17 protein-coding genes are annotated in these 20626 nt (G+C 54.2%); 13 read left to right on the top strand and 4 right to left on the bottom strand.

Annotation, left to right across the window (positions count from 1 at the left end):
- Positions 1-49: 49 nt before the first annotated feature.
- From dgt to cdaR, 3 genes are all read left to right on the top strand, one after another.
- Positions 50-1564 (top strand): dGTPase, encoded by a 1515-nt coding sequence (dgt, locus tag LG383_RS14995; protein ID WP_225759554.1) that lies wholly within the window; start codon positions 50-52, stop codon positions 1562-1564.
- Positions 1565-1694: 130 nt separating this feature from the next.
- Positions 1695-3128, top strand: coding sequence for a serine endoprotease DegP (gene degP / locus LG383_RS14990; RefSeq protein ID WP_106994296.1), 1434 nt, complete (start codon positions 1695-1697; stop codon positions 3126-3128).
- 159 nt (positions 3129-3287) lie between these two features.
- Positions 3288-4445, top strand: coding sequence for a DNA-binding transcriptional regulator CdaR (gene cdaR / locus LG383_RS14985; protein WP_039030313.1), 1158 nt, complete (start codon positions 3288-3290; stop codon positions 4443-4445).
- A gap of 141 nt (positions 4446-4586) precedes the next feature.
- Here the strand turns inward: cdaR and LG383_RS14980 are convergent, their stop codons facing one another.
- The 4 genes from LG383_RS14980 to map all read right to left on the bottom strand — a co-directional run bounded on the left by LG383_RS14980 (position 4587) and on the right by map (position 9475).
- Entirely contained in the window at positions 4587-4976 is a 390-nt protein-coding gene (locus tag LG383_RS14980) for a DUF3461 family protein (protein WP_032616607.1), read from the bottom strand.
- Positions 4977-5087: 111 nt separating this feature from the next.
- A complete protein-coding gene (gene dapD, locus LG383_RS14975; protein ID WP_106994297.1) occupies positions 5088-5912 on the bottom strand; it encodes a 2,3,4,5-tetrahydropyridine-2,6-dicarboxylate N-succinyltransferase in 825 nt (274 codons plus the stop codon).
- Positions 5913-5942: 30 nt separating this feature from the next.
- Positions 5943-8618, bottom strand: coding sequence for a bifunctional uridylyltransferase/uridylyl-removing protein GlnD (glnD, locus tag LG383_RS14970; protein ID WP_166181629.1), 2676 nt, complete (start codon positions 8616-8618; stop codon positions 5943-5945).
- Positions 8619-8680: 62 nt separating this feature from the next.
- Positions 8681-9475, bottom strand: a complete 795-nt coding sequence (gene map, locus LG383_RS14965; RefSeq protein WP_106994298.1) for a type I methionyl aminopeptidase — start codon at positions 9473-9475, stop codon at positions 8681-8683.
- A 321-nt stretch (positions 9476-9796) separates the two neighbouring features.
- Between map and rpsB the strand changes: the two genes are divergently transcribed.
- The 10 genes from rpsB to skp all read left to right on the top strand — a co-directional run bounded on the left by rpsB (position 9797) and on the right by skp (position 20625).
- Complete coding sequence (gene rpsB / locus LG383_RS14960; protein ID WP_106994299.1) at positions 9797-10522, top strand: 30S ribosomal protein S2; 726 nt, start codon at positions 9797-9799, stop codon at positions 10520-10522.
- Between the two features lie 117 nt (positions 10523-10639).
- Entirely contained in the window at positions 10640-11491 is an 852-nt protein-coding gene (gene tsf, locus LG383_RS14955) for a translation elongation factor Ts (protein WP_039030310.1), read from the top strand.
- A 150-nt stretch (positions 11492-11641) separates the two neighbouring features.
- Positions 11642-12367, top strand: a complete 726-nt coding sequence (gene pyrH / locus LG383_RS14950) for a UMP kinase (protein WP_166181630.1) — start codon at positions 11642-11644, stop codon at positions 12365-12367.
- A 167-nt stretch (positions 12368-12534) separates the two neighbouring features.
- Positions 12535-13092, top strand: coding sequence for a ribosome recycling factor (gene frr, locus LG383_RS14945; protein WP_106994300.1), 558 nt, complete (start codon positions 12535-12537; stop codon positions 13090-13092).
- A gap of 95 nt (positions 13093-13187) precedes the next feature.
- Positions 13188-14387, top strand: a complete 1200-nt coding sequence (gene ispC / locus LG383_RS14940) for a 1-deoxy-D-xylulose-5-phosphate reductoisomerase (protein WP_106994301.1) — start codon at positions 13188-13190, stop codon at positions 14385-14387.
- Between the two features lie 185 nt (positions 14388-14572).
- A complete protein-coding gene (gene ispU / locus LG383_RS14935) occupies positions 14573-15331 on the top strand; it encodes a (2E,6E)-farnesyl-diphosphate-specific ditrans,polycis-undecaprenyl-diphosphate synthase (RefSeq protein WP_106994302.1) in 759 nt (252 codons plus the stop codon).
- Between the two features lie 12 nt (positions 15332-15343).
- On the top strand, positions 15344-16201 hold the full coding sequence (gene cdsA, locus LG383_RS14930; RefSeq protein ID WP_106994303.1) for a phosphatidate cytidylyltransferase: 858 nt from the start codon (positions 15344-15346) through the stop codon (positions 16199-16201).
- Between the two features lie 11 nt (positions 16202-16212).
- Entirely contained in the window at positions 16213-17565 is a 1353-nt protein-coding gene (gene rseP, locus LG383_RS14925; protein ID WP_166181631.1) for a sigma E protease regulator RseP, read from the top strand.
- Positions 17566-17594: 29 nt separating this feature from the next.
- Positions 17595-20012, top strand: coding sequence for an outer membrane protein assembly factor BamA (gene bamA / locus LG383_RS14920; RefSeq protein ID WP_106994305.1), 2418 nt, complete (start codon positions 17595-17597; stop codon positions 20010-20012).
- Between the two features lie 118 nt (positions 20013-20130).
- Positions 20131-20625 carry a molecular chaperone Skp gene (skp, locus tag LG383_RS14915; RefSeq protein ID WP_225759553.1) on the top strand — a complete coding sequence of 165 codons (495 nt, stop codon included), beginning with the start codon at positions 20131-20133 and terminating at the stop codon, positions 20623-20625.
- Position 20626: the final 1 nt, after the last annotated feature.

Raw genomic sequence — 20626 nt, 5'->3', positions numbered from 1 at the left:
TAGTCTATCATGCGCTTCAGGGGAAACGCATTCTCACGCGGGGGAGCACATGGCACCAATCGATTTTCGTACCAAAATTAACTGGCGTCGCCGGTATCGCTCTCCGCAGGGGAACAAGAGCGAACATGAGATCCTGCGGATCTTCGAAAGCGACCGCGGACGCATCGTTAATTCACCGGCGATCCGCCGCCTGCAGCAGAAAACGCAGGTCTTTCCCCTCGAACGTAACGCCGCCGTCCGTACCCGCCTGACCCACTCGCTGGAGGTGCAGCAGGTGGGCCGCTATATCGCCAAAGAGATCTTAAGCCGCCTCAAGGAGCAGCGCCTGCTTGAGACCTACGGGCTGGATGAACTGACCGGGCCGTTCGAAAGCATCGTCGAGATGGCGTGCCTGATGCACGATATCGGTAATCCCCCCTTCGGTCATTTTGGCGAAGCGGCCATCAATGACTGGTTCCGCCAGCGCCTGTTCCCCTCGGATGCCGCCAGCCAGCCGCTGAGCGACGATCGCTGCGTGGTCCAGGCTCTACGGCTGCGTGAAGGCGAAGAGACGCTGAACGGGCTGCGGCGCAAGGTGCGTCAGGATCTGTGTCATTTTGAGGGCAATGCGCAGGGCATCCGTCTGGTGCACTCCCTGATGCGTATGAACCTCACCTGGGCGCAGGTGGGATGCATACTGAAATATACCCGTCCCGCCTGGTGGCAGGGTGACCCGCCCGCAACGCACAATTATTTAATGAAAAAACCGGGGTACTATTTCTCGGAAGAGGCGTATATCGAGCGGCTCCGTCAGGAACTGTCCCTCACGCCGTATGGCCGTTTTCCATTGACCTGGATTATGGAAGCAGCAGACGATATTTCCTATTGCGTGGCCGATCTGGAAGATGCGGTAGAGAAAAGAATATTCAGCGTCGAGGGGCTTTATCAGCATCTTTATGATGCCTGGGGCAACCACGAGAAAGGGTCTTTATTTTCTCAGGTGGTTGAAAACGCCTGGGAGAAATCACGCTCCAATTCCCTCAGTCGCAGCACTGAAGATCAGTTCTTTATGTATTTACGCGTCAATACATTAAATAAGCTGGTGCCCTACGCGGCTGAGCGTTTTATCGACAATATCGAACAGATTTACAGCGGTGAATTCAACCATGCCCTGCTGGAGGACGACAGCAGCTTTAGCCAACTGCTTGAACTCTATAAAAATGTCGCTATGCGCCATGTGTTCAGCCATCCCGAGGTCGAGCAGCTGGAATTACAGGGCTACCGGGTGATAACCGGCCTGCTGGAAATCTATCGTCCGCTGCTGCAATTATCGGTGGAGGAATTTAGCGAGCTGGCCGAAAAGGAACGCGTTCGCCGTTTACCCATTGAATCCCGGCTTTTTCATAAACTGTCGCCGCGCCATCGGCTGGCGTATGTGGAGTCGGTCAGTAAATTTGATCGGCAGCAGCCAGACTGGCCGGTGCTGGAGTTTTATTATCGCTGCCGCCTGATTCAGGACTATATCAGCGGAATGACAGACTTATATGCCTGGGATGAATACCGTAAGTTGATGGCGGTGGAATAAGGCTGAGTTTTGTAAAGACGGCCAATAAATTTTTACTTTTTCCAGAAACTTAATGCCGGAACTTAGCGCGACGAAACGAATCTGATATACACAGCAATTGTGCGTGACCTGTAAATCGAGATTAAGAAACATGAAAAAAACCACATTAGCAATGAGTGCACTGGCTCTGAGTTTAGGTTTAGCGTTATCCCCTCTGTCTGCCAGCGCAGCAGAGACCGTCTCTTCCGCAGCCACTGCGCAACAGATGCCAAGCCTGGCACCGATGCTGGAAAAAGTGATGCCGTCGGTAGTGAGCATCAATGTCGAAGGCAGCACTACCGTCAACACGCCGCGTATGCCGCGTAACTTCCAGCAGTTCTTTGGTGATAACTCGCCGTTCTGCCAGGAGGGGTCGCCATTCCAGAGCTCACCGTTCTGTCAGGGCGGGGCAGGTGATGGCAGCGGCGGCGGTCAGCAGCAGAAATTTATGGCGCTGGGTTCCGGCGTGATCATTGATGCCGCCAAAGGCTATGTCGTCACCAACAACCACGTGGTGGACAATGCCAGCAGTATCAAGGTCCAGCTGAGCGACGGGCGCAAGCTTGACGCCAAAATGGTCGGGAAAGATCCGCGCTCTGATATCGCCCTGATTCAGATTCAGGATCCTAAAAACCTGACCGCGATTAAGCTGGCCGACTCTGACGCGCTGCGCGTCGGGGATTACACCGTGGCGATCGGTAACCCGTTTGGTCTGGGCGAGACGGTCACCTCCGGTATTGTTTCTGCCCTCGGCCGTAGCGGTCTGAACGCAGAAAACTACGAAAACTTTATCCAGACCGATGCGGCGATTAACCGCGGTAACTCCGGTGGCGCACTGGTCAACCTGAATGGGGAGCTGATCGGGATTAACACCGCGATCCTCGCCCCGGACGGCGGCAATATCGGGATTGGCTTTGCGATCCCAAGCAACATGGTGAAAAACCTGACCGCGCAGATGGTGGAATTTGGCCAGGTGAAACGCGGTGAGCTGGGTATCCTCGGCACCGAGCTGAACTCCGAGCTGGCGAAAGCCATGAAAGTTGACGCCCAGCGCGGCGCCTTTGTCAGCCAGGTGATGCCAAACTCCTCTGCAGCGAAAGCGGGGATCAAGGCCGGTGACGTGATCACCACCCTGAACGGCAAACCGGTAAGCAGCTTCGCGGCACTGCGTGCGGAAGTGGGCTCCATGCCGGTGGGTAGCAAAGTGTCCCTGGGTCTGCTGCGTGAAGGTAAACCGGTAACGGTGACCCTGGAACTGCAGCAGAGCAGCCAGAATCCGGCGGGTGGTGCTACCGCGGTCTTCAGCGGTATCGAAGGCGCGGATATGAGCAATAAAGGCCAGGATAAAGGCGTGTCGGTGGATAACGTCAAAGCCAACAGCCCGGCTGCCCGTATCGGCCTGAAGAAGGGGGATGTGATTATCGGCGCCAACCAGCAGCCGATTAAGAACGTCGAAGAGCTGCGCAAAATTCTCGACAGCAAACCGTCGGTGCTGGCGTTGAATATCCAGCGTGGCGACACCTCTCTCTATCTGCTGATGCAGTAATCTGTTCAGCCCCTGTTTCTGCCTGGAAACAGGGGCTTTTTCATCCCTTTCTGTGAACCCTTCCACAAGTCCATACTTCTCCCCATCAGTTTGTGCATTCGCACAATGCAGGCCTAATTAATCTTCCTTATGCTTGAGCTCTGCTCAGAGGAGGGCGACATGGCTGGCTGGCATCTTGATACCAAAATGGCGCAGGATATCGTGGCGCGAACAATGCGCATCATCGACACCAATATCAACGTGATGGATGCACGTGGCCGAATTATTGGCAGCGGCGATCGTGAGCGTATTGGGGAATTGCACGAAGGTGCGCTGCTGGTGCTCTCTCAGGGGCGCGTGGTGGATATTGATGACGCGGTGGCGCGACATCTGCATGGCGTGCGCCAGGGAATCAACCTGCCGCTGCGTCTGGAGGGCGAGATCGTCGGGGTTATCGGCCTGACCGGTGAGCCGGAATCCTTGCGCAAATATGGCGAGCTGGTCTGTATGACGGCAGAAATGATGCTGGAGCAATCCCGCCTGATGCACCTCCTGGCGCAGGACAGCCGCCTGCGTGAAGAGCTGGTCATGAACCTGATCCAGGCGGAAGAGCATACCCCGGCGTTGACCGAGTGGGCGCAACGTCTGGGCATCGACCTTAACCAGCCCCGCGTGGTGGCGGTGATCGAGGTCGACAGCGGTCAGCTGGGGGTAGACAGCGCGATGGTGGAGTTGCAGCAGCTGCAGAACGCACTGGCAACGCCGGAGCGCAATAACCTGGTAGCAATCGTCTCGCTGACCGAGATGGTGGTACTCAAACCGGCGTTAAACCAGTTTGGTCGCTGGGATGCGGAAGATCATCGGCGACGGGTGGAGCAGCTGATCGCGCGGATGAAAGAGAACGGACAGCTGCGTTTTCGGGTGGCATTAGGTAACTACTTCACCGGCCCGGGCAGCATAGCCCGCTCCTGGCGTACGGCTCGCACCACCATGATGGTCGGCAAGCAGCGTATGCCGGAAAACCGCAGCTATTTTTATCAGGATCTGATGCTGCCGGTGCTGCTCGACAGCCTGCGCGGCGGCTGGCAGGCCAACGAACTGGCCCGCCCGCTGGTACGTCTGAAAGCGATGGATAACAACGGCCTGCTGCGGCGCACGCTGCAGGCGTGGTTCCGTCATAACGTGCAGCCGCTGGCGACCTCAAAGGCGTTGTTTATTCACCGTAATACGCTGGAATACCGCCTGAACCGTATTTCGGAGTTAACGGGGCTGGATCTGGGGAATTTTGACGACCGGCTGTTGTTATATGTGGCGTTGCAACTGGATGAGCAGCGGTGATGTTGTTTGCCGGGTGGCGGCTGCGCCTTATCCGGCCTACGAGGTAAATGCAAAACGGCAACCTTTGGTTGCCGTTTTTAGTGTTTGCACCCTCTCCCGGTGGAAGAGGGCTGGGGTGAGGGCATCAGGCCGCACCGGGCATTACTTGTTACGGGTCAACTTCTCAAGATCCGCTTCGATTTCCGTGATCTTGTGGGCAACAACGCTTTCCAGATGACGCAGGTCATCCAGGATCTTCCGCTTCAGATCCACTTCAGTGCGATCGCGCTGGCAAATCTGATCCAGCTCATCAATCACATAGCGCAGATTTGGGCTGATCTCCTGCACCTCTTTGTAACCCTGACCGATGCCATCGGCAACGACAGTCTTACGCTGACGTGGGTATTTGAACTTCACGCTCTTGGCGAAGAACTCGCCTTTATCCTTGTGGAAATAGATTTTCAGGATATCGTTGTTGGCTTCCTGACGGAGGCTGTAACGGTCAATTTCATCAGGATTAGTAATGCCCAGACTTTTCAGATTATCGTACATAGCGGTACCCTTGATCTCAACATAACCCATGAATAATTCACGAAAAAATCTATTTTCGCCACCCTGAGATATAAAAAAAGCGGGGTTGCCCCCGCTTTTTGTTATACCCGATTAATCGATGGTGCGCAGCAGTTCGTTGATGCCAACTTTGCCGCGAGTTTTCGCATCGACTTTTTTGACGATCACCGCACAGTAGAGGCTATATTTGCCATCTTTTGATGGCAGATTGCCGGAAACCACTACGGAACCCGCCGGAACGCGACCGTAATGCACTTCGCCGGTTTCGCGATCGTAAATACGGGTGCTCTGACCGATGTAAACGCCCATGGAGATTACCGAGCCTTCTTCCACGATCACGCCTTCAACCACTTCGGAGCGTGCGCCGATGAAGCAGTTGTCTTCGATGATGGTGGGGTTCGCCTGCAGCGGCTCCAGAACACCACCGATACCCACGCCGCCGGAGAGGTGAACGTTTTTACCGATCTGCGCGCAGGAACCCACGGTCGCCCAGGTATCCACCATGGTGCCTTCGTCAACGTAAGCGCCGATGTTCACGTAGGATGGCATCAGCACGGTGTTACGGGCGATATACGCACCCTGACGAACGGCCGCCGGTGGTACTACGCGGAAACCTTCTTTCTGGAAACGCGCTTCGTCGTAGTCAGCGAATTTCATTGGGACTTTATCGAAGTAGCGGCTTTCCGCACCGTCGATAACCTGGTTATCGTTAATACGGAAAGAGAGCAGTACCGCTTTCTTCAGCCACTGATGAGTGACCCACTGACCGTCGATCTTTTCGGCTACACGCAGTGCGCCGGAATCAAGCAGAGAAATCACCTGATTGACCGCCTCACGGGTCACGGTATCCACATTTGCCGGAGTAATGTCGGCGCGACGCTCAAAAGCGGACTCAATAACGTTCTGTAACTGCTGCATAGTTCAACTCTTTCCAGGTAAAAAAAAACATCACCCTTTATCGTTTGGATTGAGGGCTGCTGTCAACCGTTGTTGCACTTCCTGTTGCAGGGCATTATTAAGCCCACGACGGTCGGCTGTGGCGATTATAAATAAATCTTCTACTCGCTCGCCAATGGTTGTAATTCTGGCACCGTGCAGCGAAATTCCCAGGTCGGCAAACACCTGTCCGACCCGCGCCAGCAGCCCCGGCTGATCGAGGGCGATCAGCTCGAGGAAGGATTTACGGTCGGTATGGGTCGGCAGGAAATTGACCTCGGTATCGACGGTAAAGTGGCGCAGTTTGGCCGGCTGTCGACGCGGCTGCGGTGGCTGCCAACTGTGCTGGGTGATCGCCTGCTCCAGCCCGTAGCGAATCGGCTCGTGACGATCGGCGGAAAGGGGACTGCCGTCCGGCTCCAGCACAATAAAGGTATCCATCGCCATTCCGTCGCGGGTAGTGAAGATCTGCGCGTCGTGTACGCTGAGGTTACGCCGGTCGAGTTCCGCACAGACCGCGGCGAACAGGTAAGCGCGATCGGGGCTCCAGATGAAGATCTCCGTCCCGCCACGGGTCGCCTGTGGGCTGAGCAGGATCAGGGGTTTGGTCAGATCGTGCTGCAGCAGATGGCGGGCATGCCAGGCCAGCTGGTTCGGGCTGTGACGGACAAAATAATTGGCGCGACAGCGGGCCCAAATCAGATGTAGCGCCTCTTCATTTATATTCTCCATCCGCAACAGCGCCAGGGCCTGCATCTGGTGATGGCGCACGCGCTCGCGCATGTCCGGGGTGCTCTGCATACCACGACGCAGCTGCTTTTCGGTGGCAAAGTAGAGTTCGCGCAACAGGCTCTGCTTCCAGCTGTTCCACAGCGTCTCGTTGGTGGCGCAGATGTCAGCCACCGTCAGGCAGACCAGGAAGCGCAGTCGGTTCTCGGTCTGCACCTCTTCGGCAAACTGTTTGATCACCTCGGGATCCTGAATATCGCGCCGCTGGGCGGTGACCGACATCAGCAGGTGATGGCGAACCAGCCAGGCGACCAGCTGGGTTTCACGCGAGTTGAGCCCGTGCAGCTCGGCAAATTTCAGCACGTCTTCCGCACCCAGGATCGAGTGGTCGCCGCCGCGCCCTTTGGCGATATCGTGGAACAGGGCGGCAATCAGGATCAGCTCCGGATTGGTGAGGCGTGGCCAGAGCTCAACGCAGAGCGGGTGGCGGCTGCGCACCTCCTCATTGGCGAAGCTTTCCAGCTTCAGCATCACGCGGATAGTGTGTTCATCAACGGTATAGGCGTGGAACAGATCAAACTGCATCTGGCCGACGATATGCGACCACTGCGGCATATAGGCCCAGAGCACGCTGTGACGATGCATCGGCAGCAACCCGCGGCTGACCGCGCCGGGATGGCGCAACATGCTAAGGAACAGTGACCGCGCTTCCGGGATGTAGCACAAAGGCTGGGTCAGATGGCGGCGGGCATGGCGCAGGTGGCGTAGGGTGGTGGAGTAGATCCCGGTGATGGTGCTGTTACGCACCATGGCGTAGAACATCCGCAGGATCGCTTCCGGCTTGCGGATAAACAGCGTCTCGTCGCGCAGGTCGATTAAGGTGCCGCGCAGCTGGAATTCATCATCAATCGGGCGCGGTTTTTCATCGGCAGTCAGGGCGAGGATCGCCTCGTCGAACAGCTGCAACAGCATCTGATTCAGTTCACCCACCCGACGGGTGACGCGGAAGAAGTCCTTCATCATCTGCTCGACCGGCTCGTTACCCTCGCCGCTGTAGTGCAGGCGCTGGGCGACGCTCAGCTGGCGGTCAAACAGCAGACGGTTGTCGTAGCGGGTCACTTCGAGATGCAGGGCAAAACGAATGCGCCACAGCAGATGCAGACACTCATTCAGCTCGGTACGTTCGGCTTCGGTGAGAAAGCCAAAGCCGACCATCTCATCCAGCGAGGTGGCGCCAAAATGACGGCGGGCGACCCACTGCAGAGTGTGAATATCGCGCAGGCCACCCGGGCTGCTTTTGATATCCGGCTCCAGGTTATAGCTGGTGCCGTGGTAACGCTGGTGGCGCACCTGCTGCTCATCGACCTTCGCGGCGAAGAACTTCTCCGACGGCCAGAAGCCATCGCTAAAGATGTGCTTTTGCAGCTCAAGGAACAGAGCCACGTCGCCAATCAGCAGGCGTGATTCAATCAGGTTGGTGGCGACGGTGAGATCGGATAACCCCTCCAGGAGACACTCTTCCAGGGTGCGCACGCTGTGGCCGATTTCCAGCTTGACGTCCCACAGCAGGGTTAGCAGCTCGCCGATTTTCTGCGCCTGTTCATCCGGCAGCTTTTTCCGGCTCAGGATCAGCAGGTCGATATCCGAAAGGGGGTGCAGCTCACCCCGACCATAGCCGCCGACGGCGACCAGTGCCACATCGCCCAGCTGACCGAAGCCGTAGTCAATCCACAGGCGCTGCAGGAGCTGATCGATGAACTCCGTGCGCGCTTCAATGAGCGCTTCGGCGGAGATGCCGCTGTCAAAGGTCTCCCCCAGCCAGCGCTGGAAGGTGTCGATATGCGCTTTAATGCCCGCGCAGGTCAGCTCGGCCGTCGGCCAGACGCCGGGGTTGTCCGGCTGGCCAGGCAGGGTGGGGAGGGCCGTATTGGCATACTGTTCGGGTAAAAGGTTACTCATTGCGCGCCACCCATAAGAAAAAACGATAGCCATTAAAAAAGCCGGCATTTGCCGGCTTCTTATCATGCGTCTTGCGAGAGTATCGCCGGGATGGTGTCATCCTTGCGTAACGTCAGAATTTCGCAGCCGTTGTCGGTCACCACAATAGTATGCTCGTACTGGGCAGACAAGCTCCGGTCTTTGGTTTTCACCGTCCAGCCATCTTTCATGGTACGGATGCGGTAGTCGCCAGCGTTGACCATCGGCTCGATGGTGAAGGTCATGCCCGCCTGCAGCACTACGCCACCGTCATCCGCATCATAGTGCAGAACCTGTGGCTCTTCGTGGAACACACGGCCGATACCATGACCGCAGTATTCGCGCACCACGGAGAAACCCTCTGCTTCTACGAATTTCTGGATCGCCGCTCCGAGGGTACGCAGACGAATGCCCGGCTTAACCATCTTCAGGGCCAGGTAGAGGCTCTCCTGGGTCACTTTACACAGACGCTCGCCCAGAATGGTCGGTTTACCAACGATGAACATTTTAGAGGTGTCACCGTGGTATTCATCTTTAATGACGGTCACGTCGATGTTGACGATGTCACCGTCTTTCAGCAGCTTTTCGTCATCCGGGATGCCATGGCAAACCACTTCATTAATAGAGATGCAGACTGATTTCGGGAAGCCGTGGTAGTTAAGGCATGCGGAGATCGCCTGCTGCTCGTTCACGATGTAATCATTACAGATGCGGTCCAGTTCGCCGGTGCTGACGCCCGGTTTGACGAACGGCTCGATCATTTCCAGCACTTCAGCGGCCAGACGACCGGCGACGCGCATCTTTTCAATTTCTTCAGGTGTCTTAATAGAGATAGCCATGTAATCTGTCCATCGGTGTCGATTTTTTCGACAATACTAGTCTAAGTGTTGTCAATGGTATCAGTCTGGCGCACATGCTGCCAAATTGAGATTCCTTCGCCGCACACTCCGCCAACAATTGTTGGTTTCGGGTAGCGTTTTGTGATATAAAGCGCGCCGGACTTCCGATCCATTTCAGATACACAGAATGGACGGAAGCGACAAATCTCACTTTGTGTAACAACACACACGTATCGGCACATATTCCGGGGTGCCCTTTGGGGTCGGTAATATGGGATACGTGGAGGCATAACCCCAACTTTTAAATAGAGGTTTTAAAACATGGCAACTGTTTCCATGCGCGACATGCTCAAGGCTGGTGTTCACTTCGGTCACCAGACCCGTTACTGGAACCCGAAAATGAAGCCTTTCATCTTCGGCGCACGTAACAAAGTTCACATCATCAACCTTGAGAAAACTGTACCAATGTTCAACGACGCCCTGGCTGAGCTGAACAAGATCTCTTCCCGTAAAGGTAAGATTCTGTTCGTTGGTACTAAGCGCGCTGCAAGCGAAGCTGTGAAAGAAGCTGCTAACAGCTGCGACCAGTTCTTCGTGAACCATCGCTGGCTGGGCGGTATGCTGACTAACTGGAAAACCGTTCGTCAGTCTATCAAGCGCCTGAAAGATCTGGAAACCCAGTCTCAGGACGGTACTTTCGAAAAGCTGACCAAAAAAGAAGCGCTGATGCGCACTCGTGAGCTGGACAAGCTGGAAAACAGCCTGGGCGGTATCAAAGATATGGGCGGCCTGCCAGACGCGCTGTTCGTTATCGATGCTGACCACGAGCACATCGCAATCAAAGAAGCTAACAACCTGGGTATCCCAGTATTCGCAATCGTTGATACCAACTCCGATCCGGACGGTGTTGACTTCGTTATCCCGGGTAACGACGATGCAATCCGTGCTGTTAGCCTGTACCTGAGCGCTGTAGCTACTACCGTTCGTGAAGGCCGTTCCCAGGATCTGGCTTCTCAGGCGGAAGAAAGCTTCGTAGAAGCTGAATAATAAGGTTCTACCCCTTATTAGTACCGTGTATGAATAGGGGCCAATTATCGGCCCCTTTTTTCAATTTATACTGTTTGGCTTCTGGCCGGGCAGTTCACATCTCCCGAGGATTTAAGAATGGCTGAAATTACCGCATCCCTGGTAAAAGAGCTGCGTGAACGTACTGGCGCAGGCATGATGGATTGCAAAAAAGCGCTGACCGAAGCGAACGGCGACATCGAGCTGGCAATCGAAAACATGCGTAAATCTGGTGCGATCAAAGCAGCTAAGAAAGCAGGCAACGTTGCTGCTGACGGCGTGATCATCACTAAGATCGACGGCACCTACGGCATCATTCTGGAAGTTAACTGCCAGACTGACTTCGTTGCTAAAGATGGCGGTTTCCAGGCATTTGCTAACAAAGTTCTGGACGCAGCTATTGCTGGCAAAATCACCGACGTTGAAGTTCTGAAAGCACAGTTCGAAGAAGAGCGTGTTGCACTGGTTGCTAAAATCGGTGAGAACATCAACATCCGTCGCGTATCTTCTCTGGAAGGTGACGTTCTGGGTTCATACCAGCACGGCGCACGTATCGGTGTTCTGGTTGCGGCTAAAGGCGCTGACGAAGAGCTGGTTAAACAGCTGGCAATGCACATCGCTGCAAGCAAGCCAGAATTCGTTAAGCCAGAAGACGTGTCTGCTGAAGTTGTTGAGAAAGAGTACCAGGTTCAGCTGGACATCGCCATGCAGTCTGGCAAGCCAAAAGAAATCGCAGAGAAAATGGTTGAAGGCCGCATGAAGAAATTCACCGGCGAAGTTTCTCTGACTGGCCAGCCTTTCGTTATGGATCCAAGCAAAACTGTTGCTCAGCTGCTGAAAGAGCACAACGCTGACGTAACTGGCTTCATCCGCTTCGAAGTGGGCGAAGGCATCGAGAAAGTTGAGACTGACTTCGCAGCAGAAGTTGCTGCAATGTCCAAGCAGTCTTAATCAGCGAAAAGAAGCCGCCTGAGGGCGGCTTCTTTTTGTGTACGTTATGTGTAAATCAGCCAGACGCCTATAGTGTCTGTGTTGAGATGCGATATATCATGTCGCCAGAATTAACCCCATCTTAATCGTTGACAGTCCCAGGAAAGAAATATGGCTACCAATGCAAAACCCGTTTACAAACGCATTCTGCTTAAGCTGAGTGGCGAAGCGCTGCAAGGGTCGGAAGGCTTCGGTATTGACGCAAGCATCCTTGACCGCATGGCGCAGGAAATCAAAGAACTGGTTGAACTGGGCATCCAGGTTGGCGTAGTCATTGGCGGTGGTAACCTTTTCCGTGGCGCGGGTCTGGCAAAAGCAGGCATGAATCGCGTGGTGGGCGACCACATGGGTATGCTGGCAACGGTCATGAATGGCCTGGCTATGCGTGATGCACTGCATCGTGCCTATGTGAATGCACGCCTGATGTCCGCTATTCCGTTGAATGGCGTGTGTGACAACTACAGCTGGGCCGAAGCCATCAGCCTGCTGCGCAACAACCGCGTGGTGATCCTCTCCGCCGGTACGGGTAACCCGTTCTTTACTACCGATTCCGCGGCCTGCCTGCGCGGTATTGAGATCGAAGCCGATGTGGTCCTGAAAGCGACCAAAGTGGATGGCGTGTTTACTGCCGATCCTGCCAAAGATCCTGCCGCCACCATGTACGATCAGCTGTCCTACAGCGAAGTACTGGATAAAGAGCTGAAAGTGATGGATCTTGCCGCCTTCACGCTGGCTCGCGACCACAAACTGCCGATCCGTGTTTTCAACATGAACAAGCCTGGCGCCCTGCGTCGCGTGGTCATGGGTGAAAAAGAAGGCACTTTGATCACGGAATAATTTCCGTAGACGATAAATACAGGTAAGATTCCGCTTTACTTTGTAGTGATATCTTACCTGGACGCGCCTTTGGCGTTGCCATGAATTAAACGCGACTATACTTAGCACACCTGTAGCGTTGTGCTGGTAGATAGTCTGCCTGAGACAAGTTTCCAAGGATTCGTAACGTGATTAACGACATCAGAAAAGATGCTGAAGTACGCATGGACAAATGCGTAGAAGCGTTCAAAACCCAAATCAGCAAAATCCGTACTGGCCGTGCTTCTCCAAGCCTGCTGGATGGCATCATCGTGGAATACTACGGTACGCCAACCCCGCTGCGTCAGCTGGCGCAAGTGACGGTAGAAGATACCCGTACGCTGAAAATCAACGTCTTCGATCGTTCAATGGGTCCGGCCGTTGAGAAAGCCATCATGGCATCCGATCTGGGTCTGAACCCAAGCTCTGCAGGCACGGATATCCGTGTTCCACTGCCAGCGCTGACCGAAGAGCGTCGTAAAGATCTGATCAAAATAGTACGTGGTGAAGCAGAGCAGGGCCGTGTTGCCGTGCGTAACGTTCGCCGTGACGCGAACGATAAAGTGAAAGCGCTGCTGAAAGATAAAGAGATCAGCGAAGATGACGATCGCCGTTCTCAGGACGACGTACAGAAACTGACCGATGCAGCTATCAAGAAACTTGATGCGGCGCTGGCAGAAAAAGAAGCGGAACTGATGCAGTTCTGATTTCTGACATACTCTGATAAAACGCCGTACAGAAGGCCCGTTGGGCTTTGCTGGCGGCGTTTTGCTTTGCTGGTTTCACTACTTCTGGACAATTCATGAAGCAATTAACACTCCTCGGCTCAACCGGATCGATCGGTTGCAGCACGCTCGACGTCGTTCGCCACAATCCTGAACACTACACCGTGACCGCGCTGGTTGCCGGGAAAAACGTTCAGCGCATGGTCGAGCAGTGTCTTGAGTTTGCGCCACGCTATGCGGTTATGGACGACGAGGAGAGTGCTCGCCAGGTAAAAGCGTTGCTGGCCGAAAACGGCAGCCGGACCGAGGTATTAAGCGGTCAACAGGCCGCCTGCGACATGGCAGCCCTCGATGATGTAGACCAGGTGATGGCGGCGATTGTGGGTGCTGCAGGCCTGCTGCCGACGCTGGCGGCGATCGATGCCGGGAAAACGGTGTTACTGGCCAACAAAGAGTCGCTGGTGACCTGCGGACGCCTGTTTATGGAGGCGGTGAAGCAGCGCGGCGCGCGTCTTTTGCCGGTAGATAGCGAACATAACGCTATTTTTCAGAGTTTACCGCAACCGTTTCAGCAAAACCTGGGGTACGCTGATCTGGAGCAGAATGGTGTCTCTTCTATCCTGCTTACCGGGTCTGGTGGCCCGTTCCGCGATACGCCGTTGTCTGACCTGGTCTCAATGACCCCGGATCAGGCCTGTCGTCATCCGAACTGGTCGATGGGACGTAAAATCTCCGTCGATTCTGCCACCATGATGAATAAAGGTCTGGAATACATTGAAGCCCGCTGGTTGTTTAACGCCTCGGCAGCGCAGATGGAAGTGTTGATTCACCCGCAGTCGGTGATCCACTCCATGGTCCGTTACCGGGATGGCAGCGTAATGGCGCAGCTAGGCGAACCTGATATGCGAACGCCTATCGCCCATACGATGGCCTGGCCAAACCGCGTGGTCTCCGGCGTGAAGCCGCTCGACTTCTGCAAATTAAGTGCGCTGACGTTCAGCGCGCCGGATTATCAGCGCTATCCGTGCCTGAAGCTGGCGATGGAGGCCTTCGAGCAGGGGCAAGCGGCAACAACCGCCCTTAATGCGGCGAACGAGATTGCTGTCGCCGCCTTCCTCGAACAGCGGATCCGCTTTACGGATATCGCTGCGCTGAACCTCTCTGTTCTTGAGGCGATGGATTTACGCGAGCCGCAAAGTGTGGATGATGTGCTGACCGTCGATGCGAAAGCCAGGCTCACGGCGCAAAAAGCGGTGACGCACCTCGCAAGCTGGTGATAATCCAGCCGCGTATGGTCATGCTATTTGTTAGCGTTGGGCTTCAGTGATATAGTCTGCGCCACCTGATTACGGGTAGTTGACGTTACGTGGTCAGGTAAGCCGTGGTATGACACGGCTTTTTTACGTAAAGGCTTCAGTATTCCTGAGTACCGTTAAATCCTTTCAGGGACCAAAAACGCGTTATGTTGTCTGCGAATCAACCAATAAGCGAGAACTTGCCAGCACATGGCTGTCGTCATGTAGCAATCATCATGGATGGCAATGGCCGCTGGGCGAAAAGACAAGGGAAGATCCGAGCCTTTGGGCATAAAGCTGGGGCGAAATCTGTTCGCCGCGCCGTTTCTTTTGCCGCCAATAACGGCATTGACGCGTTAACGCTCTATGCTTTCAGCAGTGAAAACTGGAATCGACCTGCGCAGGAAGTTAGCGCGTTGATGGAATTGTTCGTGTGGGCGCTCGACAGCGAAGTAAAAAGCCTGCACCGCCACAACGTTCGCCTGCGTATTATCGGCGATACCAGTCGTTTTAACTCACGTTTGCAGGAACGTATTCGTAAAGCGGAAGCGTTGACCGAACAAAACACCGGCTTAACGCTCAATATCGCGGCGAATTATGGCGGACGTTGGGATATTGTCCAGGGTGTACGGCATTTGGCTGAACAGGTTCAGGAAGGGCTATTACAGCCGGACCAGATTGATGAAGAGGCGCTGAGTCAGCAAATCTGCATGAGTGAACTGACACCCGTGGATTTAGTAATTAGGACAGGGGGAGAACATCGCATCAGTAACTTTTTGCTGTGGCAAATTGCCTACGCCGAACTTTACTTTACAGATGTTCTTTGGCCCGATTTTGATGAACAAGACTTTGAAGGTGCGCTGCATGCCTTTGCCAATCGAGAGCGTCGCTTTGGTGGTACCGAGCCTGGTGGCGACAACGCCTGATGGGGGTAGCTTTTGCTGAAGTATCGCCTGATTTCTGCGTTTGTTTTAATACCTGTTGTCATCGCGGCGCTGTTTTTACTGCCACCGGTGGGCTTCGCTATTGTCACACTGGTCGTATGCATGCTGGCAGCGTGGGAGTGGGGGCAGTTTAGCGGCTTTACCTCGCGTTCTCAGCGGGTATGGCTGGCGGTGCTGTGCGGACTGATACTGGCGCTGATGCTCTTTATGCTGCCAGAGTACCATCACAATATTCATCAGCCGATAATAGCGGGTTCGCTCTGGCTTTCGCTGGGATGGTGGCTGGCAGCGCTGCTGCTGGTGCTCTTCTATCCCGGCTCTGCGTCGCTATGGCGTAATTCGAAACTACTGCGCCTCTGCTTTGGGCTGTTCACCATTGTTCCTTTCTTCTGGGGAATGCTGGCCCTCCGTACCTGGCACTACGACGACAACCCTTACAGTGGGGCATTATGGCTGCTGTATGTCATGATTCTCGTCTGGGGGGCTGACTCTGGCGCCTATATGTTTGGTAAACTGTTTGGCAAACATAAACTGGCACCGAAGGTCTCCCCGGGTAAAACCTGGCAGGGCTTTATCGGCGGTCTGTTTACGGCGGCGATTATCTCCTGGGGTTATGGCGTATGGGCCAACCTTGAGGTGGCACCGGCAACATTATTGGTCTGTTCTATCGTCGCAGCGCTGGCTTCCGTGCTGGGTGATTTGACCGAAAGTATGTTTAAGCGCGAAGCAGGGATCAAAGACAGTGGCAATCTTATTCCAGGGCACGGCGGTATCCTGGATCGTATAGACAGCCTGACGGCAGCGGTACCCGTGTTTGCCTGCCTGTTTTTGCTGGTATTTGGGACGATTTAACGGAAGGTTTTATGCTTAGCATTCTCTGGAATCTGGCGGCGTTCATTGTTGCACTGGGTGTACTTATCACGGTGCATGAATTTGGCCATTTCTGGGTTGCTCGGCGCTGTGGCGTGCGTGTAGAGCGCTTTTCAATTGGCTTTGGGAAAGCGCTCTGGCGTCGTAACGATCGCCACGGCACAGAATTTGTTATTGCCCTTATCCCACTCGGCGGCTACGTCAAAATGCTGGATGAGCGCGTCGAGCCAGTGGCGCCTGAAGTGCGCCACTACGCGTTCAACAACAAAACCGTCGGCCAGCGCGCCGCAATCATTGCTGCCGGTCCGGTGGCAAACTTCATCTTCGCCATCTTTGCTTACTGGCTGGTGTTTATCATCGGTGTCCCTGGCGTTCGTCCGGTTGTTGGTGAAATAACACCCAACTCCATCGCGGCAAGCGCGCAAATTAATCCGGGCATGGAACTTAAAGCGATCGATGGTATCGAAACCCCTGATTGGGATGCCGTGCGGTTACAACTGGTTGCCAAAATTGGTGATGAGCAAACGACCGTTAGCGTGTCGCCTTTCGGTTCCAGTGCGCGTCAGGATAAAATCCTGAATTTACGCACCTGGACCTTTGAGCCAGATAAAGAAGATCCCGTTGCTGCGTTAGGCATCCGCCCACGCAGCGCGCAGATTGAACCGGTGCTCGCTGAAGTCCAGTCTGATTCCGCTGCGCGTAAAGCAGGTTTGCAAGCGGGCGACAGGATCGTTAAAGTCGATGGTCAACCTTTAACGCAATGGATGACCTTTGTTACTCTGGTGCGTGATAATCCAGGTACGCCACTGGCGCTGGAGATAGAAAGGCAGGGGAGTCCGCTCTCTTTAACGCTCATCCCGGATACCAAACCGGGTGGCGGAAAGGCCGAAGGTTTTGCAGGCGTGGTGCCAAAAGTGATTCCGCTGCCTGATGAGTACAAGACAATACGCCAGTATGGGCCGTTCAGCGCCATTCTTGAAGCCACGGATAAAACATGGCAACTGATGAAGCTGACTGTGCAGATGCTGGGGAAACTGATTACCGGTGACGTAAAACTGAACAACCTCAGTGGGCCGATTTCGATCGCTCAGGGGGCTGGGATGTCAGCAGAGTTCGGGGTGATTTACTATCTCATGTTCCTTGCGCTCATTAGCGTGAACCTCGGGATAATAAACCTGTTCCCACTGCCTGTTTTAGACGGGGGTCATCTGCTGTTTTTAGCGATTGAGAAGCTAAAAGGCGGACCGGTATCCGAGCGAGTTCAAGACTTTAGTTATCGCATTGGTTCGATTTTACTGGTGCTGTTAATGGGGCTTGCACTTTTCAATGATTTCTCTCGGTTGTAAGAGAGTGTTAGGAAGAACGCATAATAACGATGGCGATGAAAAAGTTGCTCATAGCGTCGCTGCTGTTTAGCAGCGCGACCGTATACGGTGCTGACGGGTTCGTAGTGAAAGATATTCATTTCGAAGGCCTTCAGCGTGTCGCCGTTGGTGCGGCCCTCCTCAGTATGCCAGTGCGCCCAGGCGACACGGTTAATGATGAAGACATTAGTAATACCATTCGCGCGCTGTTTGCCACTGGCAACTTCGAGGACGTTCGCGTCCTGCGCGATGGTGATACGCTGTTGGTTCAGGTAAAAGAGCGTCCAACGATTGCCAGCATCACTTTCTCCGGCAACAAGTCGGTGAAAGACGACATGCTCAAGCAAAACCTTGAGGCCTCTGGCGTCCGTGTTGGCGAATCTCTGGATCGCACCACCCTGTCTGATATCGAGAAAGGGCTGGAAGATTTCTACTACAGCGTCGGTAAATACAGCGCGAGCGTAAAAGCGGTTGTGACTCCGCTGCCACGTAACCGTGTCGATCTGAAGCTGGTGTTCCAGGAAGGCGTTTCCGCGAAGATCCAGCAGATTAACATCGTCGGTAACCATGCGTTCAGCACCGACGAGCTGATCTCTACCTTCCAGCTGCGTGACGAAGTGCCGTGGTGGAACGTAGTAGGCGACCGTAAATACCAGAAACAGAAACTGGCAGGCGATCTCGAGACCCTGCGCAGCTACTATCTGGATCGCGGCTATGCGCGCTTCAACATCGACTCGACTCAGGTCAGCCTGACGCCAGACAAGAAAGGCATCTACATCACCGTTAACATTACCGAAGGCGATCAGTACAAGCTTTCTGGTGTGGAAGTGAGTGGTAACCTCGCGGGTCACTCTGCCGAGATCGAAAGCCTGACCAAACTGCAGCCGGGTGAACTGTATAGCGGTGCGAAAGTGACCAAAATGGAAGACGGCATTAAAAAGCTGCTCGGCCGTTATGGTTATGCTTACCCACGCGTACAGACTCAGCCTGAAATCAACGATACGGATAAAACCGTTAAGCTCCACGTTAACGTTGATGCGGGTAACCGTTTCTACGTTCGTAAGATCCGCTTTGAAGGTAACGACACCTCCAAAGATTCTGTTCTGCGCCGCGAAATGCGCCAGATGGAAGGCGCGTGGCTGGGCAGCGATCTGGTTGACCAGGGTAAAGAGCGTCTGAACCGTCTGGGTTATTTCGAAACCGTCGATACTGATACGCAGCGCGTACCAGGTAGACCGGACCAGGTAGACGTCGTCTACAAGGTTAAAGAGCGTAATACCGGTAGCTTTAACTTTGGTGTCGGTTACGGTACTGAAAGTGGCGTCAGCTTCCAGGTAGGCGTGCAGCAGGATAACTGGTTAGGTACTGGCTATTCCGTCGGTATCAACGGTACCAAAAACGACTACCAGACCTACTCCGAGCTCTCCGTTACTAACCCTTACTTCACCGTTGATGGTGTGAGTCTGGGCGGTCGTATTTTCTATAACGACTTTAAAGCGGATGATGCGGACCTGTCTTCGTATACCAACAAAAGCTACGGCGTTGATGGTACGCTCGGCTTCCCGATTAACGAATACAACACCCTGCGTGCTGGCTTAGGTTATGTGCATAACGACCTGTCCAACATGCAGCCGCAGGTGGCAATGTGGCGTTATCTGGATTCTATCGGACAGTCTGCCAGCACCTCGAATGATGATAACGGCTTTGCCGCCGATGACTTCACCTTCAACTATGGCTGGACGTACAACCGTCTCGACCGCGGTTTCTTCCCGACCGAAGGTTCGCGCGTCAACCTGAACGGTAAAGTCACGGTTCCGGGCTCAGATAATGAGTTCTATAAAGTCACCCTCGATACCGCGTCCTACTTCCCGATCGACGAAGACCATAAATGGGTGGTTCTGGGTCGTACGCGCTGGGGTTACGGCGATGGTTTAGGTGGCAAAGAACTGCCATTCTACGAGAACTTCTACGCGGGCGGCTCAAGCACCGTGCGTGGCTTCCAGTCCAACAACATTGGTCCGAAAGCAGCATATTACGGTGGCAATGACGAAGATAACTGCGATAAAGCTTCATCGAGCGAAGTGTGTAGCTCTGATGATGCAGTAGGTGGTAACGCCATGGGTGTTGCCAGCCTGGAGTTTATTACGCCTACGCCGTTTATCAGCGATAAGTATGCCAATTCCGTACGTACCTCCTTCTTCCTGGATGCGGGTACCGTATGGGATACTAACTGGGAAAATACCAGTGCGACCCGTGCTGCAGGCATTCCGGACTATAGCGATCCGAGCAATATTCGTATGTCTGCGGGTCTCGCACTACAATGGATGTCACCGCTGGGGCCGTTGGTCTTCTCCTACGCCCAGCCGTTTAAGAAATACGAGGGAGACAAAGCGGAGCAGTTCCAGTTTAACATTGGTAAAACCTGGTAATTGTCCGCCGCAAAGGAATGCGTTGGCAGTGTAGCGCTGACAACTGGCGATCGCAGGATCGCCTTGCCACGCAAAGAACGGTACCTTCGGGTACCAATGGGATGGTAAGGAGTTAATTGTGAAAAAGTGGTTATTAGCTGCAGGTCTCGGTTTAGCGATGGCAACTTCTGCTCAGGCAGCAGACAAAATTGCAATCGTCAATATGGGTAACTTGTTCCAGCAGGTTGCGCAGAAAACAGGTGTTTCTGCCACGCTGGAGAACGAGTTCAAAGGCCGTGCAAGCGAACTGCAAGGTATGGAAAAAGATCTGCAATCCAAAATGCAGCGTCTGCAGCGCGATGGTTCTACCATGAAAGCGAGCGAGCGCAGCAAAGTGGAAAAAGACGTAATGGCTCAGCGTCAGACCTTCTCTCAGAAAGCGCAAGCTTTTGAGCAGGATCGTCAACGTCGTTCTAACGAAGAACGTGGCAAATTGGTTACCCGTATCCAGTCTGCTGTGAAAGCAGTTGCTGCCGATCAGAACATCGATCTGGTTGTTGATGCCAACGCTGTTGCATTCAACAGCAGCGATGTTAAAGACATCACCGCTGATGTCCTGAAACAGGTTAAATAAG

The organism is Leclercia sp. Marseille-Q4284 (assembly GCF_916618945.1).
Taxonomy (GTDB): domain Bacteria; phylum Pseudomonadota; class Gammaproteobacteria; order Enterobacterales; family Enterobacteriaceae; genus Enterobacter; species Enterobacter tamurae.
The sequence above is the reverse complement of the archived record's forward strand: the minus strand, read 5'-3'. Positions and strand labels throughout refer to the sequence as shown.

Coding starts and splice junctions, on each gene's coding strand:
- dgt (WP_225759554.1), top strand. CDS start 50: ATGGCACCAATCGATTTTCGTACCAAAATTAACTGGCGTCGCCGGTAT.
- degP (WP_106994296.1), top strand. CDS start 1,695: ATGAAAAAAACCACATTAGCAATGAGTGCACTGGCTCTGAGTTTAGGT.
- cdaR (WP_039030313.1), top strand. CDS start 3,288: ATGGCTGGCTGGCATCTTGATACCAAAATGGCGCAGGATATCGTGGCG.
- LG383_RS14980 (WP_032616607.1), bottom strand. CDS start 4,976: ATGTACGATAATCTGAAAAGTCTGGGCATTACTAATCCTGATGAAATT.
- dapD (WP_106994297.1), bottom strand. CDS start 5,912: ATGCAGCAGTTACAGAACGTTATTGAGTCCGCTTTTGAGCGTCGCGCC.
- glnD (WP_166181629.1), bottom strand. CDS start 8,618: ATGAGTAACCTTTTACCCGAACAGTATGCCAATACGGCCCTCCCCACC.
- map (WP_106994298.1), bottom strand. CDS start 9,475: ATGGCTATCTCTATTAAGACACCTGAAGAAATTGAAAAGATGCGCGTC.
- rpsB (WP_106994299.1), top strand. CDS start 9,797: ATGGCAACTGTTTCCATGCGCGACATGCTCAAGGCTGGTGTTCACTTC.
- tsf (WP_039030310.1), top strand. CDS start 10,640: ATGGCTGAAATTACCGCATCCCTGGTAAAAGAGCTGCGTGAACGTACT.
- pyrH (WP_166181630.1), top strand. CDS start 11,642: ATGGCTACCAATGCAAAACCCGTTTACAAACGCATTCTGCTTAAGCTG.
- ispC (WP_106994301.1), top strand. CDS start 13,188: ATGAAGCAATTAACACTCCTCGGCTCAACCGGATCGATCGGTTGCAGC.
- ispU (WP_106994302.1), top strand. CDS start 14,573: ATGTTGTCTGCGAATCAACCAATAAGCGAGAACTTGCCAGCACATGGC.
- rseP (WP_166181631.1), top strand. CDS start 16,213: ATGCTTAGCATTCTCTGGAATCTGGCGGCGTTCATTGTTGCACTGGGT.
- bamA (WP_106994305.1), top strand. CDS start 17,595: ATGGCGATGAAAAAGTTGCTCATAGCGTCGCTGCTGTTTAGCAGCGCG.